The sequence below is a fragment of the Candidatus Falkowbacteria bacterium genome (assembly GCA_026396835.1).
Classification (GTDB): domain Bacteria; phylum Patescibacteriota; class Patescibacteriia; order Patescibacteriales; family Patescibacteriaceae; genus Patescibacterium.
Window position 1 is genome coordinate 607,285 of record JAPLWA010000004.1, and the last position, 14,369, is coordinate 621,653.

14 protein-coding genes are annotated in these 14,369 nt (G+C 36.5%); 10 read left to right on the forward strand and 4 right to left on the reverse strand.

The window, feature by feature from the left end:
- Nucleotides 1-28: 28 nt before the first annotated feature.
- The 4 genes from NTY12_04225 to ileS all read right to left on the reverse strand — a co-directional run bounded on the left by NTY12_04225 (nt 29) and on the right by ileS (nt 4,905).
- Entirely contained in the window at nt 29-766 is a 738-nt protein-coding gene (locus tag NTY12_04225) for a hypothetical protein (protein MCX6793206.1), read from the reverse strand.
- A 1-nt stretch (nt 767) separates the two neighbouring features.
- Nucleotides 768-1,310: a CYTH domain-containing protein gene (locus NTY12_04230; GenBank protein ID MCX6793207.1), complete on the reverse strand. Its 543-nt coding sequence runs from the start codon at nt 1,308-1,310 to the stop codon at nt 768-770.
- 1 nt (nt 1,311) lies between these two features.
- On the reverse strand, nt 1,312-1,869 hold the full coding sequence (locus NTY12_04235) for a LemA family protein (protein ID MCX6793208.1): 558 nt from the start codon (nt 1,867-1,869) through the stop codon (nt 1,312-1,314).
- A gap of 99 nt (nt 1,870-1,968) precedes the next feature.
- Nucleotides 1,969-4,905, reverse strand: a complete 2,937-nt coding sequence (gene ileS, locus NTY12_04240) for an isoleucine--tRNA ligase (protein ID MCX6793209.1) — start codon at nt 4,903-4,905, stop codon at nt 1,969-1,971.
- Between the two features lie 524 nt (nt 4,906-5,429).
- Here ileS and NTY12_04245 point away from each other — a divergent pair.
- The 10 genes from NTY12_04245 to NTY12_04290 all read left to right on the forward strand — a co-directional run bounded on the left by NTY12_04245 (nt 5,430) and on the right by NTY12_04290 (nt 14,355).
- Nucleotides 5,430-5,885 carry a hypothetical protein gene (locus NTY12_04245; protein MCX6793210.1) on the forward strand — a complete coding sequence of 152 codons (456 nt, stop codon included), beginning with the start codon at nt 5,430-5,432 and terminating at the stop codon, nt 5,883-5,885.
- Between the two features lie 3,077 nt (nt 5,886-8,962).
- Nucleotides 8,963-9,262, forward strand: coding sequence for a hypothetical protein (locus NTY12_04250; GenBank protein MCX6793211.1), 300 nt, complete (start codon nt 8,963-8,965; stop codon nt 9,260-9,262).
- A gap of 527 nt (nt 9,263-9,789) precedes the next feature.
- Complete coding sequence (locus tag NTY12_04255; GenBank protein MCX6793212.1) at nt 9,790-10,152, forward strand: hypothetical protein; 363 nt, start codon at nt 9,790-9,792, stop codon at nt 10,150-10,152.
- 180 nt (nt 10,153-10,332) lie between these two features.
- Nucleotides 10,333-11,232 carry a hypothetical protein gene (locus NTY12_04260; protein MCX6793213.1) on the forward strand — a complete coding sequence of 300 codons (900 nt, stop codon included), beginning with the start codon at nt 10,333-10,335 and terminating at the stop codon, nt 11,230-11,232.
- 111 nt (nt 11,233-11,343) lie between these two features.
- Entirely contained in the window at nt 11,344-11,655 is a 312-nt protein-coding gene (locus NTY12_04265; GenBank protein ID MCX6793214.1) for a hypothetical protein, read from the forward strand.
- A 207-nt stretch (nt 11,656-11,862) separates the two neighbouring features.
- Entirely contained in the window at nt 11,863-12,252 is a 390-nt protein-coding gene (locus tag NTY12_04270; GenBank protein MCX6793215.1) for a hypothetical protein, read from the forward strand.
- A gap of 235 nt (nt 12,253-12,487) precedes the next feature.
- Nucleotides 12,488-13,003: a response regulator gene (locus NTY12_04275; GenBank protein MCX6793216.1), complete on the forward strand. Its 516-nt coding sequence runs from the start codon at nt 12,488-12,490 to the stop codon at nt 13,001-13,003.
- 113 nt (nt 13,004-13,116) lie between these two features.
- On the forward strand, nt 13,117-13,374 hold the full coding sequence (locus NTY12_04280) for a hypothetical protein (protein ID MCX6793217.1): 258 nt from the start codon (nt 13,117-13,119) through the stop codon (nt 13,372-13,374).
- Nucleotides 13,375-13,463: 89 nt separating this feature from the next.
- Nucleotides 13,464-14,231, forward strand: coding sequence for a helix-turn-helix domain-containing protein (locus NTY12_04285; protein ID MCX6793218.1), 768 nt, complete (start codon nt 13,464-13,466; stop codon nt 14,229-14,231).
- A gap of 1 nt (nt 14,232) precedes the next feature.
- Nucleotides 14,233-14,355: a hypothetical protein gene (locus NTY12_04290; protein ID MCX6793219.1), complete on the forward strand. Its 123-nt coding sequence runs from the start codon at nt 14,233-14,235 to the stop codon at nt 14,353-14,355.
- The last annotated feature ends 14 nt before the right edge of the window (nt 14,356-14,369 follow it).

A 14,369-nucleotide genomic window follows, 5' to 3' on the forward strand; every position in this document is an offset into this window, starting at 1 on the left:
TCGATTTGAGTATGGATTGATGGCATAATTAATTTTTACCAAGTGTTTCTTTTATAAAATCAGAATAACTTTTTAAACATAATCCATGAATCTCTTCTTCCAGTTCATCAAGATAAATATCCAAGTCTTCTTTGAATGGCTTTAAATCTCTCAAAGCAAAAGCCCAAGCATCTCGCTCTTCTTTTAAGACTACTTCACCCTCCGATTCAGTGCCTAAATCTTTCTTAATCAGATGGCGTGATATTTTTTTAATAGTACGCTGATTATGATTGCTCCTCACATAATCTTTATAATGACCAACTTCATGGAGCAAGGCAACAAGTCCTTCTGGAGTCCACGGATCTTGTTCTAAAAAAATCACTTTATGACCCATATTAATAAATGATTCAACATTACCTTCGCCCAAATTAAAATAAACTTTGCCCCCAGGAAAAGCTGAATTTAGATCAAAACACCCATTTTTGTTTTCAACAACAAAGCGATCAAGCGCCCTGACGTTTTTAAGAATATTTTTGAGCTCATTTTGGTTTACATTTTTACTTAATAGCCCCGCTCTGAGGCTTTCAGAAAGATAAGGGTCTGGTCTTGAATAATCTAGTGAAATACTTGTATTTCCTAATTGAGCCCTGAAAGAACCTTCGGGTTTTTCATAATCATAATCCGTGGTTCCAAAACGATAATTGCCTGAAATCATTGGATAAGATTCTTCTCCATTATCTTTCTCTAATTTATTATTTAAATATGGGCTTTCAAAAATTTTTTCCATACTAAAAATTCATATTATACCAATCCAACTTATACGTATCTTGAATTAAGATTCTTTCGCCTTTAGCCCAAGTTGGATTATTTTCTAAACTTAATAATTTAATCGCTTCATTAACATGCTCTTCGCTCGTCCCCTCAATTTCTAAATACGCCGGCATTTTAGGATATTGATCAATATCAAAATTCCAATCTTTCAATTTATATGAAGTTCGATCTTTTTCTTGATGAGCATATTTTTCCAGTCCCAGCTCTTCAAATAAATCAGCTAATTTTTCCGGCTCAGAAATTAAGAAATTAATTTCTTTATGTTTTCGAGCCACGCCTAAGATATCTGATTTAGCTTTCCAGGTAACTTCATGCAAACCTTGCGAGTTAGAACGAATACGTAAAAACCAAGGATCCTCTCCTTCTTTCGTATCTTTTATTCTGTACCAATCAACAATCAATCGGGTTTTTTGTGTTTGCTCGGCACCAAGAGAAACAAGAGTTTGTTCTAAACTAGTTTGTTCAATATCCAAAACTTTTGTTTCAATTTCATGAGCCATATTAAAAGCCCACTTTCACGTTCTGTTTTTCATCAGCCGCAGCTTCGAAAAATACTCTGTCCTTAAAGCCAAGCATATTGGCAATCATATTGGTTGGGAAAACTTGTAACTTTGTATTGAAGTCGCGAACATTGGTGTTGTAGAAACGGCGTGAAGCCTGAATCTTATTTTCTGTATCTGATAATTCTCTTTGTAATTCTAAGAAATTAGTATTGGCTTTTAAGTCAGGATAAGCTTCGGATAATGCAAAAATACTCTTCAAAGTTGAGGACAATTCATTTTCGGCTTTTTCAACCGCCGCTTTGTCACCGCTAGCTTGCGCGTTCATCGCCGCAGCGCGAGCCGCTACAACCTTATCAAAAGTACTTTGTTCATGAGCCGCATAACCCTTGACTGTTTCCACTAAGTTTGGAATTAAGTCATAACGACGCTTTAGCTGTACATCAATGTCAGCCCAAGCTTCATCAACGCGATTCTTTAAACGAATCAAACCGTTGTACATGCCGATCACGAAAAGAACCAAAAGAACTACTATACCTATGATGATCCATGTTGTCATATATTTGTTACTCCGTCATGCCCGCGTAGGCGGGCACCCAGACAAGATGGCATAAAATACCTTCGCTGGTTTCCCGCGTTCGCGGGAATGACAAGAGCGTTAATTAATTTTATTAATTAATAAATAAATTATTTTATTGTTAACTTTTTGTTCCTCTGCTCCATCTTTCTTTTCCATAATAATATCAGTTGCTAAAGTATCAGCTTTAATTTCTTCTTTATATTGTGCCATGGTCTGCTTAACTAATTCATCATCTGATGACCAAGCCAGCTCAACGCGATCGTTGATTGTTAAATTATTATTCTTGCGCATAATATTTATGGCACGAACAATTTCACGCTTCAAACCTTCACTAGCTAACTCAGGCGTGATGACAGTATCAAGTTCAACTTTTTCTTCAAAGCCAACCGCGAAAACAAGATCTTTAACATTTAATTCATCTTTAATTAAATCAATCAAATCTTCATTATCAACTTTTAACTTACCACTTGTGATTTGTAATTTTGCTAATGGCTGACGAATTTTAATTTTAACTTCATCACGCTTCGCCAAACCAAGTTCAACAATTTTTCTCGCCATTTCCATTTTAAGTAAAACTTCTTTATCAATCTTTTCAAAACTATTGGAAACACTTGGCCAATTCTCAAGATGAACACTTTGTTTTTCATTTACAAAATCAAAGCCAGTTACTTTCTGCCAAATCGCTTCTGACATAAATGGCATGAACGGCGCCATAACTTTAGACAATGTTTCTAAAACGTATTTCATTGTGCCTAAGACAGCTTGCTTGTCTTCGCGCCTGTCCTCGCGTAGGCGGGGATCTTCTTTAAATCTGTCACGTGAGCGGCGTAAGTACCAGGTTGAAAGTTCATCAATGAATTCTGTAATAGCACGCATGGCACGAGGCAAAATATATTCGTGCATGGCTTTGGTCGCGGTTGAAATCAATAAATTTAATTGTGCCACAATCCATTCATCTAAAACATGAGTTGAATCATGTGTTGCCACAACTTCGGAACTCGCATACATTTCATAAAAAGAATGAACGTTCCACAGTAACATGACATTTTTTCGCATAGCTTCTTCAACGCCTTTTTCAGAAAAATTCAAATTCTCAGCTTGCATAACCGGCGAAGCAAGAAGATAAGCACGCAGGGCATCGGCGCCGTACTTATCAAACAAAGTTATTGGATCAGGATAATTATTAAGTCTTTTGCTCATTTTTTTACCATCTTCAGCCAAAACTATACCGTTAGCAATAACGTTTTGGTAAGCTGGTTTATTCTTTAAAGCTGTCGCAATAACATGTAAATAATAAAACCAGCAACGTGTTTGATCAATTCCTTCAGCAATAAACTTAGCTGGAAAATTCATTTCAAAACGTTCCGTATTTTCAAATGGATAATGCATTTGCGCATAAGGCATAGAACCAGAATCAAACCAAGTATCCAACACATCTGGTACGCGCTTCATTACTTTACCGCAAGTGCAAGGCACAGTAATTAAATCAACAATATGTTTATGTAAATCAGTCACAGTTTTACCACTCGCCTCTTCTAATTCTTTAACCGAACCAAAAACTTTTATAGCGCTACATTCTTCACACTTCCATAGAGGCATAACAGAAGCCCAAAATCTTTGGCGAGAAATTGACCAATCGCGTGCACCTTCTAACCAATTACCAAAACGACCTTCTTTAATATAATCTGGTGACCAATTAATTTCTTTAGCAGTTTCTAAAGCCTGATCTTTAATTTTTGTAATGGCCACAAACCAAGAGCTAGTGGCGTAATTAATTAAAGGAGTATCACAACGCCAACAGTGCGGATAACTGTGTTCGTATTTTTCTTTAGCAAACAATAAATTCTTAGAAGCTAAATATTTTATAATTGCAACATCGGTAGAACTAACATCATCAATTGGCTTAACATGTAAGCCAGCAAAATCAGTTACCTCAGGTTTCATAATTCCGTTCATGCCAACATGTTGCACAAAAGGTAAATTCTTTTCTTTGCCTAAGTTCATATCATCTTCACCAAAAGCTGGCGCAATATGAACAATACCAGTTCCTTCTTCAGCTAAAACAAAATCAGCGGCGTAAATTTTCCAACCATTATCATGGTTAGCGATTGCAGTATCTTTAGCATAATAATCAAACAATGGTTTGTATGATTTACCAACTAAATCTTTACCTTTTAAAGTAGCGATTACTTTAACATCAGCATTAGCATTTTTTCTTTCATGTTCTAATTTGGAAATAATTAATTTTTCTCCCTTAACTTCAACTTTAATGTAATCTAGATCAGCGTTAACAGCGAGCGCAACGTTACCAGGCAATGTCCAAGGTGTTGTTGTCCAAGCTAACAAATAAGTTTTTGGTTCACCTGCCCCGAGCGGAGTCGAGGGGTCGAGTAATTCAAATTTAGCAACAACTGATAAATCTTTAACATCTTTATAACCTTCAGAAACTTCTGATTGAGACAAAGTTGTTTCACAACGTGGGCAAACATACATTGAACGATAACCTTCATAAATCAAACCTTTGTCATACAATTGCTTAAAGACCCACCAAACTGATTCCATAAAACCTAAATCCAAGGTTTTATAATCATTTTCCATATCAACCCAACGACCAAGTTTATCAATCATCTCTTTCCAAATATCAATATAGCTTAAAACCTTAGAACGGCAAGTTTCATTAAACTTATCCACGCCTAATTCTAAAATCTGTTGTTTATTAGTAATACCTAATTCTTTTTCAACAATGTTCTCAACTGGCAAACCATGGCAATCCCAACCCCACTTTCTTTCCACCTGATAACCGTTCATGGTCCAAAAACGTGGGACAACATCTTTCATAACATTAGCCACAATATGGCCATAATGCGGTGTTCCAGTAGCAAAAGGCGGTCCATCATAAAAGATATATTCACCATTTGGCGCATCTTTTTGCACTGAACGCTCAAAAACACCAGCTTCTTTCCAGAAGTGGCTGACTTGAGCTTCTAATTCAACGTGTTTAGCCTTTTCAGTCATATAGTCTTTTCAATTTTACGTTAAAAAATGCTTACTGTCAAAGATAAAAACATAGCAAAATCACTATAAAAACACTGTAATATTAAGAAAAGTATCATTTTGACAGCTGGTCAAGTTTGCGTCATAACTAAGAATTTTAAAAATAGCCAAAAAAAGTGTAAGCAATATGTACAATTTTTGAGAGCATTTTATAGCCACTTTCTTGTTTAATTTTAGCCAATTTATCAATACTTACTTTATATAAGTGTAAGGGGGTCTTGACAAATATTTTTGGCTATGCTAGCATGGCGTATCAAGCTAATAAACCACTTCACTGTCAAATGCTTGACCGCTCATTTAGATGAAAGAGAAGAAGCCAAAATCTTTTACTATTAACTTCTTTACTCTCTCATCTAAATGAGCGGAAAAGAACTTTAACAAAGCAATAAAAATCTTGTCGTGCCACTATTCCTCTTTTTTAATGGTTTTTATGGAGCTGAAATATTCAACTTCGTAATAACCATTAAAAAAAGAAGGAGTATAAAATGAACCTTAAACAAACCAGCAACAAAACTTCAAACAAGAACAACAAAGCTTCAGTAAAGGCCCCTAAGCCTTTATCCGAGGCACAGTTGTTTTTTAAGAACACCGTTGCTCAAGCAATTGAGGTTCTTGATCTTCCTTATGTGTTAGTTATGAAAGTAATACAGGAGAACAGCGTTTCCAAGCTGGCTCGTATACTCTCTATCTTCAACACTATTGGTAGAGACAATGTTCAGGTAATACTGAGCACCAAGAGACCAGTTGATCACGTTAAAAATTTCTTTAGCCCAGGGCAAATAAATAATTTGCATGGTGTTAAAGCAATTCTTGATGCAGTGAGACTGTACTCTGATCTTGTCCTGCGCAAGGAAGTGTTTGAAGCTGAAATAGCCAATAAGTTAGCTGAGCAAGCCAAGCAAGAAGCGGCTGCTGCGATTCCTGACAAAATCGCGAGCTAAGTTATTAGCTAGTCAGTTTAGTATTAAGAGTGTTCCCGTTGACGAAGTTAACCCTTTAATAGGGACTTGGCCTGGCCATATTACGCCTAAACGCAGCGCTGAACACTCTTACTACTTATAAATCGAGATTATTTTTACTTATATTCATCCAGGGATAAGCTGGAGTTGGCGGAAACGTTGGGAAGGACATCGAACCTTAACCCAGTATCGAAAGATATCACAAACCAAGACAGGTTATACCTCCAGCGCGAAAATCATTTGCGCCCAGTGCCTTCCTAGAAATAGGAGAAAGAGGTCCGCGAAAAAGCTTGAGATTATTCCCGTAGGGAGGGATACCACACACAACTATCCTGGATAACCAACGCTGAATAATTCTCAAGCCTGCGGAAATTAAAAAAAGTCATGGGGTACATGACAGTCTGGCAACAGACGATAGGCGATGGTTCCTTGCTGAACGCATCCATTGCCGGGTCGTCTGATTACTTTATCAGACAATCCAAATCCCCATCTATTTCACTAAAAGAGGGTTACTTAGACCCGCCTAAGACTTTTAGAAAGATGGTTTAACCATCGGAAATAGAATCATGATGGGTTGGCGCCTGTTGTGAGAGTTAGAAGATCATATGTCTCGCCAAGATATTTGATCGGAAAGTTAGTGCTAATAGCATATTGGCCGCAAGCTAATAAGCTAAATAGCTCCCTTGTTACTAACATAGCGTTCGCAAAACTAAGACTATTGCGAAAGGCGAATACAAGGGTAAGTTTGACGACGTTGGATCATACCACAACACTAAGCTTCCTGACAGATGGAGCATAGTTGAAAAGTGGGAGAGAAGATTGCCTCTTCTCATACACAAAACGCCGGCCAGCGTAGAGTGTAAGAAGTCGTCTTACGGATAAGGTTTTGTTTCTTTTTCCATAAAAAAGAAAGATCAGAAGCGTTTACCTTCGCGAAAGGTGGTTTAAGCTAGTTATAAAAGACTAGCAAAAAACGCAAACGGGACTCTTAACCTTTGAATCCCAACTCTGTTTTTCTACTAAACATATTTTTCGTTCTTTAAACAGATTTTTAAAAGGTAAAAGCAAAACATCGCTTTTACCTTTGTTCCCGAGTCAGCAAAGAAATTTGTTGCTTCAGGAACAAAACAAAAATAAATAGGTCATGAAAAAACAAACGATTAATATTAAAATCGACAAAGTGAAAGTAATTAAACAGCTTTCACGAGAAGCTTTCTCGAATGTAAAACTTGTCTCAAAAAGCTTTAAAGATAAAAGTCGTTACAACAGAAAGCAAAAACACAAAGAAGTATTTTAAAAAATTAAACCCAGGGGGAATAATGAACAAATACATCATCTCCATCAATGGCCTCATATATATTATATGGGCAACTAGTTTATTCGCCGCAACCGCTCAGGTGCGCGAAGAACTGGGCCTTGACTAAAATCAAGGTTTAAAGGATTTCGTCGGCGCCTGCTGTCTCCGACATTAAATAAACAGGCAAGGGATAATCATAGACCAGGCAAAATTATCTCATGGCAATAAACAAATTATTGCCTTCTCTCCCCAAGCGATAGTCGTTCTCCTGCCACTATCGCCTGAGGAGAGAAAAAATATTTTCTCAAGAGTTAGCCTGGCGACCAACCCGGGAACAGTAAATCCACAGCTGCTAGACGGATTATGAAATAAAGCTATGCTTGATTAGAAATCAAGACATGAGCTGAATCATAGTCCTCAAGGATTGACCTTGGAGGCTTAATTGGTACCATTCATTATTTATCATTACTAGGATGATAAATACACATAGCCCTCTGCTAAGGTGCATGTGTCACTTATCCAGCGATAAGTGAATAATGGTTAAAAACTGGCAGGTAACGAGAAATTAGCTTTGCAAGCTAAACCTTCTTAGAAATAAGATAATTCTCTATCCCCAGAGAAGTAGAAAAACATCTCTACTTCTCTATCCCCTCCTTTTTATTTATTTGTGAATATAAATTGGAAAAAAAATTAAAAGATAAAATAAACATAAATAGAAAAACATATAGGCTACCAACCTATTAAAACTAGAAAGCTAAAAAATATTTAACTTAACTAGTACCAAGATTATTGTTATTAAGATTACAAATCAAGCCTGAAGTAATGAGTCTTAATGTAATAATTGCTAATGGTAAAAACTGGTGGGCACAGGAGAGTCTAAACAGGAAGATAGGACCTCGCCTTCTGGAAACAGAAAAAGCTCCTCCGGGAAGAGTGTGCAGAAACCACTCTTCCCGACTTTGTCAGATTCTTAATTTAATAATAATTGAGGCTCTGTAGAGAACAAATTAAAAAAACGATCAGGTCCAGGGCTTTATTAAACCTAGAAAGTAATAATTGGTAGATCCAATATTACTTCACTAGTACCATCACTTTTTATAAGTCGTGCACGGCTCGTAAAAAGTGGTACTTACACCAAGTAGGTATTAATCTTCTAAAGAAGATTTATGGTCAAAGACTGGCAGGCAAAGAGAATATCGCAGTGGTAGCGACGCCTTCTGGAAACAGAGAAATTCTTTAGGAGCGCAGAAGATTAGCTACTTCTGCCCTCCGCCTTTATATTGGAATGCGTGTTCCAACTGATGAGTCCAAAAGGACGAAATAAAAAAATTTAAAAATTAATTGTCACCGATCTGCTCTTAAAGATAAAATAATTATCCTTAAAAGGAGGTCGGCGACCAATCCGACATGCAGCGCCTTCAAGGCCCTTTAACTTCTGACAAAAAATCAGAAAGAGAAGGAAATCCAATCGCATCGAAGGGCAGTAGATTGATACATCAGATCGTATGATGTAAATCTAACCCGACGATGGATGAAGGAAACTCTAGTAACGTCTAAGACTAGAGTGGTCAGAGAAATAAACTGATTGCAAACAACTGGCGGGCGACATTCATTAGCTAGACCTAATGCCCATCTTGGCGACAAGATGAACGTGTCTCTTGGGAAGTAGTATGTCCTACTTCCCTTTTTTATCAGATTCTTAATTTAATGATAATTGAGACTCTGTAGAGAAAAGTTCATTAAACTTAAATAAGGATAAAAAATGAAAATTACTATTGAAGGATGGAGTAAACCAAGAGAGGCTCGTATTTTTACTCAAGCCAATCAAATTTTTGTTCATTTTGAGACTAAAACAGATAGATGTGGTTCTGATTGCAGACAGTGCGAAGAACGTCTAGAGAAAGTCGAGAGAGCATTATTGAGCAAAAACATTAGGTTTACAAAAGATGGAAATTCAGCAGTTAAATTTTTAGCAAGTCCCGACCTGAGCAAAGGCTGGGTAGAAGCTTTAAAGCAAGCATTCCAAGATTGCTTGAATTTAAAAGTTCTAGAGGTAGATTAGATTGAGATTTATATCTATCTTATTGGTAATAGTAAATTATCTAAAAAGGGAAGTAAAAAACACTCCTACTTCCCTTCTTTATCAGATTCTTAATTTAATAACAATTGAGACTCTGCAGAGAAAAATCGGTTTGTAAGTAAGGCCATAAATAGTGCCAAACCATCAAGGCGTTCTAGACACCGCTGAGAGAAAAACTTTCCGGAGGGAAGCTGACAGAACTTCCAATGGACTATCGCCATTAAAACTTCGTCATCCTATATTGTCCAGTTTTCGAGATCTGGTTAAAATCTCCTTTGTTCTTTTTGAAAAAATTTAAAAACAAAAAAAGATCATGGCAAAAGATCAAAACAGACTTTATTGGCAGAAACTTTTCTGCCTCTTTATCAGAATCTTAATTCAATAAGAATTGAGGCTCTGTAGAGAATGCTCTTTTCACTAAAAAGGAAGGTTGTTTAATGAAAATAATAATTCATGTAATAATTTCGGCATGTTATCTAAATCGCATTGAGGATTACCATGAAGTAGTTATGGATAAAACCGTAATCCAATATAATGAGCCAACCGCTTTCTTTAGAAAAGCAATAACTTGGTTAGAGAAATTTTTTCCTGACAAAGTTTATGACGGCTTATACTGGAATAATTGGCGTTGGTACCATCATCCTAAAGATTACGATCCAACTATTGATTACACTAATTCCATCAAGCTTACGACAATTTTTAACAACAGCCTTGATGAGAAGTTAGGTAACGCTATTGAAACAGAACTTCATAGACGTTTAAATACTACCAACCATCGCAGATTCAAGAGTTATCTTGAAGCCAAAGAAGCCCATGAGGTAGGAAAATATGAATTAGCGGAAGCTATTATCAAATCTCAATTTAAACAATAAAAAAGAAGTTTCATTAGCAGAAAATTCTGATACCAAACAGAGCGAGTAAAACAGACAAGAATGGGAAGTAGAAAAATCTCTGCTTCCCCTCTCCACTAGAATCTTAATTAAATAAATTGAGATTCTACAGAGAGTTCTTTTCACTAAAAATATTAAAAACTTAAAAGAAGGGACCATATAATGGGAACAGATATTACTTTGAGTATTAAAACTAGCGAAATGCTAATTGGTAACGAAACCGTATCTCTGATTCCTAAGTTGGTCTCTAGCTATAGAGCCATAGAAGATACGGCAGCCCGCCAAGAAGGTAATTTTTTTCGCGTCTCTGTAGTTGGCAAAAACAAACCAGCCTCCTCGGCTGGAATAGCTTATCTCAATGAGCTAATTGTTGAAACCAAATACGGAAACGGCTGGAAGAAAATTTACTCCAGTGGTATGAAGCAGTACCGCGGCGCCTATAACTGGGAAATTGATAATCATGATAATAACTTTTGTAATCCTGTTATCTTAGAGGAAAACAAAGACAAAGCTCTGGTTGCTTTTAGAACCGGCGCTGGAAATATCAAGATTTACTCTTTCTCAAAAACAGGCGGAAAGTCAAAAAAGCTAATATTCAACTGGAGTGATTACGAACAACAGCAGAAACGTCTTCAACTCGTTTCTGACATGTTAGAAGATGAAAATCTTTTTCGTGATTACGTTGAAAACAGCTTTTCTGAATCACGCTGGCACGCTGACCAAATGAAATCTCTTAACGACGGAGAAATAGTCCTTATCCTGGCTTACCACAGTAGCCGTGATTGTGACGCTGCCTCTGATTACTACAAATTTTTTATCTTAGTTAAGGGTAAAGGAATTGCAGAGTCAGAAGAAATTTATTCCAATCTGTCAGATCCACAAGGAAGTTTTTCTTCTACAACAGTACAATTAACATCAGTTGACCTCAAGTCAATTAATGAAAAGAAGATTGTTGTTGATTTAAAACTTGGTGCCTTTCATAGTTATATGTGCGGCATGACTTCTTATGGGAACCTGACTAGCTGGAAGAGATCCTACAAGCTGTCTGTTCTTCTGTCTTAGTAGATTCTTGGCTCGGGGAGTTAGAAGAGCATCTCTACTCCCCTGCTTGATAAGATTTTAATCAAAATGATTTTTCATAAATTAAACCACTGCTCGAAGGAGGCAGCTTATATGAAAACAATCATGATCCTCGTCGTAACTGCTTTCTTGTTTGCTGGTTGTTTTGAAAAACCTGCGAATCCAAACATCGCAACCGCTAAGGTACGACTGTTTAAAGGCAGTGCCATTGTCAACGTCGAAGTTGACACCACCTTGCATCAATTAGATGACTCATTAACTTTCTCCTACAATAGCGCCTATCGCTATTGGAGAGTAAGCAATGAGCCTCAAAAAGATGGCTTCAGGAGGAATGCTCTAACGTTCTATAATGGCGTAATCGAGCAATGGCTGACGAAAAAGACCAAACAAGCTGAGGCGAAGTAAGTAGTTTCAGCGCTGGCTAGGGTACTTGCGTCCCCTGGAACTGAAGACTGTTGAAAAATAGTCAAACGCACAAGTTTATTGATTCTTGAAAAAAATTATTCCCCGCTTATTCCTGCCGATAATAAACCATCGGCCCTTTTCTCAAGTTAATAATTATTGATTATTGATTTAAGAAAAGAAAGTTCATTTTATAAGACTAAAAAAATTTTGAGAAGCTTGGAAAACTTTGATCAAGTAATTACCAGGAAAATAGAGCAAACTAATCATGAAGAAATAAAGATTAACACGCCTATTATGTGGTCATTCTGGATCAGACTCAAAGACTGGCAAACTGAGCGTGAAGTAAGAGTCCAAGATGGATACGCTTACTTTGAAGTGGCGGAAGAAAGTCGCTGCTCACTTAGCCAAATCAGAATAGCAAGCATCAGGTCTTTAGACCGCAACGATATCCGATACGCTTATTTATATAATCGTCATCCTATTGATGGTCCTACCTTATGGGCAGGGATTCGGGTTCATTATCGCGCTGGTCATATAAGTATTATTAATCAACTTAGAAATAAGTTGAGCTTGAGAATATCAGGTATTCTACTCTAAGTAGATACCAGTCTTAAGATAATAAGCTGATATTGCTAACTCTGTGAGCTTTGAGCTAAAAGGAAAAGTCTAAATAAAGTTAAGCTGAATAGCTTAAGCCCTAGCTAGGAATGGCGCTCCTGAAACTGAACACGCTGCCGATTAAAAATAATCGGCGTTTTTCTCAAGTTAATAATTATTGATTATTGATTTAAGAAAAAACCGTTCATTAAATTAAAAGAAAGGATAATTAATAATGAAAATATTAATAATCGATGATAACAACGATAATCTTGAAGCGGCCAAAAAACTATTGACTGATCACGAAGTGATTACAGCTAATAGCTATGAAGCAGCTGAAGAATTATTAATCGGCGACGATCACTTTTCTCGTAGAAAAGACTCTAATGTCCCGGTGGAGAATTTTGATTTAGTTATAACGGATTTATTCATGCCTGCTAGTCCCACTGGCTTAGGCGATAAATCTATGGCAGGGCAAGAAACCCCTTATGGTTTTGTTCTGGCTTTGTTATGCCTTAGATTAGGCATTAATAAAATCGCTATTATGACTGATTCTAATCATCATAAGAATCCTATTTCCTGGGCGCTTGATAATCTTGGCGGTAACGACAGTAAACCATTTAAGGTTAACGAAACAACTATGTTGTTTGCCAGTAACCTTATTATCTGGGATAACCAGAGATGTGATCAGGGCCTGCCCTTTATAAAAGACTATGAAAGGGCACTCAAGCTTATCTTGAACAGCAAATAGTCTGTATTGGCGGAAAATTTAATTTTCCGCCTTCTGTCTTGGAATGTATTATTCCAACTGATGAGCTCAAAAGAGCGAAACAGAAAAAATTTTGAAAATAAAAATATAAAACATTGAAAAAAATACCCAAAGGATCTTTAGATAAACTAAAACAAGCAATTGGTGAAAAAGTTTTTGTCGTCAATTTGCAGCTTGGAGTTATAAGAAGCAGCGAATACGGCATGTTAGAGTCAGTCAATGAAGGCGTTAACATAGTCTTAGTAGGTGATAGCTCTATATTTCTCGCCTGTTGTCTGCCTCTAGGTAATGGCCGCGACAAAATACTAAAAGTATATGATGAACAAGGTTATATCATATATGACAACGAATAATTACTACGAGTTTAAAGACGAACCATAAAAAGTTCGTCTTTTTCCATGACTAGAGCAAATTTCAGAATAATATAGTATAATAATTATATATGATTACTTATAAACAAATAATTGAGTTCGGCCTAGACGAAAAAGAAGCTAAAGTATTTTTAGCGGCTTTAGAGTTGGGCGGAGAAAGCGTTTTAGCGATTGCTAAAAAGGCTGGAATTAATCGTGTGGCAACTTATGAAGCTTTAGAAAGTTTAATTAAACGCGGTCTTGTCAGCACTTTCATTAAAGGCAAGAGAGTTTATTATTCAGCTACAGAACCGGATCGTCTCGGACACTTACTTGAACAAGAAAAGCAAGAAATAGACAACAAGGAAAACGTTTTACATAGGTTAATGCCAGAACTAATGTCGCTTTATAATTTTTCTAGTAAAAAACCTAAAGTAACCTATTACGAAGGCAAGGCAGGTATAAAGACAATTCAAAATAGTTTCCTAAAAACGCCAGATAAAAACATTCGCCTCATTTACTACTATGACGTACTTAATTCTGCTTTCACAAAAAAAGAAATGGATGAGTACGGAGCGCAAAGATCAAGATTAAACATAAAAATTAAGGCTATTGCTGTCATTAAGGATAGAAATCTTCAAATTCATAAGTTAAATGATCCAAACGTAGAAAGAGCTTATGTTAGCTATACAGATTTTCCAATGGAAAGCGACATTACAATTTACGGCAATAAAATTGCCTTTGTTTCTCTGAAGCAACTATTTGGCGTAGTCATAGAGAATGAGGAGTTAGCAAAAACCATGAAATCATTCTTTGATCTAGCCTGGACTATTTCTAAGAAGAATCCTTCTTCAATATAAAATGAAAACCGCCAGCAATAAGCTGGCGGTTTCTTTCTTGCCCGCTACGCGGGCTAAGTCGGTAGTGGAAGTCTTGGCATTTCTACTTGGTGATGTTGTTGGTTTAGAACATAGCGTTGAATAGTCATTTCATCTAAA